Annotated in this window: 4 protein-coding genes and 1 pseudogene; 3 read left to right on the top strand and 2 right to left on the bottom strand. The window is 71.4% G+C overall.

The window, feature by feature from the left end; genetic code table 11:
- Positions 1-158: 158 nt before the first annotated feature.
- Positions 159-392, bottom strand: coding sequence for a hypothetical protein (locus GJ633_RS15535; protein WP_156589512.1), 234 nt, complete (start codon positions 390-392; stop codon positions 159-161).
- Between the two features lie 24 nt (positions 393-416).
- A complete protein-coding gene (locus GJ633_RS17355) occupies positions 417-575 on the bottom strand; it encodes a hypothetical protein (protein WP_197431376.1) in 159 nt (52 codons plus the stop codon).
- Positions 576-680: 105 nt separating this feature from the next.
- Here GJ633_RS17355 and GJ633_RS15530 point away from each other — a divergent pair.
- The 3 genes and pseudogenes from GJ633_RS15530 to GJ633_RS15520 form a co-directional block, all read left to right on the top strand.
- A pseudogene (locus GJ633_RS15530) lies at positions 681-1,890 on the top strand (aminopeptidase P family protein).
- A 126-nt stretch (positions 1,891-2,016) separates the two neighbouring features.
- A complete protein-coding gene (locus GJ633_RS15525) occupies positions 2,017-2,307 on the top strand; it encodes a DUF5789 family protein (protein WP_156589511.1) in 291 nt (96 codons plus the stop codon).
- 129 nt (positions 2,308-2,436) lie between these two features.
- Positions 2,437-2,819: DUF302 domain-containing protein (locus GJ633_RS15520; RefSeq protein ID WP_156589510.1), on the top strand; the 383-nt coding region annotated here is incomplete at its 3' end.

The raw sequence follows: 2,819 nt of genomic DNA, 5'->3' as shown, positions 1-2,819 counted from the left end.
CTCGCGGCTGGGGCTTTGGAAGTGTTCACCGTAGTGTTGGTCAGTTATAAACGAGTGGCAGTGGCTGAGGAAGTGTTCGCTGTGCTATCACTGAGGTATAAACGCCCGCCGGCAGCGCAACCTGATTGCTTATAAACAACTCTCCCGACCGAACCGTTTTACTCGCATTCCAAGTCGTACGCCTCTCGCCACGCCGCCGCCCGGTCGAGCGCCGCCGCCCGGTCGTCGAAGCGCTCGCGCTCGTAGGTCGACTCGTCGACCGCCTGCTCCATCACGTCGAGCCGGGCCACGAACCCGCCGTCCGCGCGCTCGCGGACGCGAACGGTCGCGTACCCGTCGGAGCGCTCCCACTCGGTGACCGTGTCGTCCTCCCGCGCCAGTGACCACGCCATGTCCCGACCCGACGCCCGCCGCGGCTAAAACCGCCCGGTTCGACTCCGACCCGCGTCGGGCCCCGACCGGTGCGTGCAGGTCGGACAGATCGCGTAGCCGAGCGCGTCGTACGTCACGGCGGTCGACGGCGCCGTCGTCTCGCACACCGGACAATCGAAGACGGACTCGTTCATTGTTGCCATATCACATGATACGTCGGCTACCTATATAATTCTTGAAGTTACGTGCGGTCGGTCGACCGGATCCGTGATCCGCGCGTATATGACGCCTCGGGTCCCACGGCGGACATGGACGACGACGAGCCGCCGACGTTCGTCGACGGGCGAGAACCCGACGACGGAGCGCCCCCCGCGGACGGTTCGGAACGCGACGAGGGATCCCCTCAACCGGATAAGACGCGACGGGACCGCACCGCGGCGCGGCTCGACGCGGTCGGCGCGGACGCGCTGATCTGTTTCCCGAGCCGAAACTTCCGGTACCTCACCGGGTTCGACGAGGAGCCGAGCGAGCGACACTTCCTGCTGGTCGTGCCGGCGGCCGGGCGCGAGCGCGACGCGCCGGTCGCGCTGGTGCCGGCGTTGGCGGGGGCACAGATCCGCGAGGAGACCACGCTCGGCGACGTCCGGACGTGGGCCGACGGCGACGATCCGGTCGCGGCCGTCCGCGACCTGCTCGCCGAGTACGGGCTCCGCGACGGACGGCTCCTCGTCGACGACACGATGTGGGCGACGTTCACCCAGGACCTCCGGACGGCCGCGCCGGACGCGACCTGGGGGCTCGCGAGCGAGGCGCTGGCCCCCCCTCCGCGTCCGCAAGGACGAGGCCGAGCTGGCGGCGATGCGGGCGGCGGCCGACGCCGCGGACGCGACCGTCGACGACCTCCGCGCGCTCGGCGCCGACGCCGTCGGGATGACCGAGGCGGAGCTCGCCGACTGGATCGCCGACCGACTGGCCGCCCGCGGCGGCGAGGGCGTCGCGTTCGACCCGATCGTCGGCTCCGGCCCGAACGGCGCGAAGCCGCACCACGCCCACGGCGACCGCGAGATCCGCGCCGGCGAGCCCGTCGTGTGCGACTTCGGCACGCGCGTCGACGGCTACCCCTCCGACCAGACGCGGACGCTCGTCTTCGACGGCGACCCGCCGCCGGAGTACCAGACCGTCCACGAGACCGTCCGCGAGGCGCAGGCCGCCGCGGTCGACGCCGTCGAACCCGGCGTCGCGGCCGCGGCCGTCGACCGCGCCGCGCGGGACGTGATCGAGGACGCCGGCTACGGCGACGCGTTCGTCCACCGCACCGGCCACGGGGTCGGGCTCGACGTGCACGAGGAACCGTACGTCGTCGCGGGCAACGACCGCGAGCTGGAACCCGGGATGGTGTTCTCGGTGGAGCCGGGGATCTACCTCGACGGACGATTCGGCTGCCGGATCGAGGACCTCGTCGTCGTCACCGCGGACGGGTGCGAGCGGCTGAACCGGACCGACCGCGGCTGGCGGTGATCCGGCGTCGCGGTCGGGTGTGACCGTGGTGAGGTGGTGACGACCGATGGCGATGGACGCACCGCGCGCCGGCGGCGGGCGGCGCGCATCGAAACCATTAGTGTCGCCGGAGCGGAAGCGGAGCGCATGAGCGACACCGACGAGGACGCCGAGGAGAGCGAACCGGCCGTCGAACTCGGGTCGGGACCGGACGTGGCCGGCGAGCCCGTCGCCCGCGTCGCGTCGCGGCTCACGTGGCCCGCGACGCGCAGCGACGTCCGGGCACAGGAGGGCGACGCTGTCATCCGGACCCCCGAGGGGCCCCGCGAGATCGACGACGTGCTCGCGGCGTCCGACGTGCCGCTCTTCGAGAGCCGAAGCGAGTTCGTCGCCGCGGTCGAGGACGTCGTCGGTCGCGGCCCCGTCGCCACCGAGTGAGTCGGTCTCGGCCCCGTCGCCACCGAATTTCGATCGACGGCCCGCGAACGCGTGGGTGAGAACGGGCACCGCGTCGACCGCCCGGTGACGGCCCACGAGTTTTTATTCCGACGCCGCCGACTCTGCCCCATGACGCTCCCGTTCGATCCCCACGAGATCGACCCCGACGAGTTCGGCGAGAAGCGGACTACCCTCGCGACCTCTCACGAGGCGGCCATCGAGCGCGTCCGGGAGGTGTGTCTCGACGCCGGATTCGGGGTGCCGGTGGAGTTCTCCCCGTCGGAGCTGCTCAACGAGAAGGTCGACGCGGACCGCGACCCGTACTACGTCCTCGGGGCGTGCAACCCGGCGATGGCCGACCGGGCGCTCGACGCGACGGACGGCCGGATCGGCGGGCTGTTCCCGTGTAACATGATCGTCCGGGAGGTCGCGCCGGGCGAACAGGAGGTGTACCACGTCTCGATCATGAAGATCGCGCGCTGCTCGGGCTCGCGGTCGGACGAGGCGGCGAT

The organism is Halorubrum sp. CBA1125 (assembly GCF_009742825.1).
Taxonomy (GTDB): domain Archaea; phylum Halobacteriota; class Halobacteria; order Halobacteriales; family Haloferacaceae; genus Halorubrum.
Note: the sequence above shows the minus strand (reverse complement) of the source record. Positions and strands in the feature narration are given on the sequence as shown.

What these genes read in the sequence shown, in the direction of transcription:
- GJ633_RS15535 (WP_156589512.1), bottom strand. Translation starts at nt 392, where the DNA reads ATGGCGTGGTCACTGGCGCGGGAGGACGACACGGTCACCGAGTGGGAG.
- GJ633_RS17355 (WP_197431376.1), bottom strand. Translation starts at nt 575, where the DNA reads ATGGCAACAATGAACGAGTCCGTCTTCGATTGTCCGGTGTGCGAGACG.
- GJ633_RS15525 (WP_156589511.1), top strand. Translation starts at nt 2,017, where the DNA reads ATGAGCGACACCGACGAGGACGCCGAGGAGAGCGAACCGGCCGTCGAA.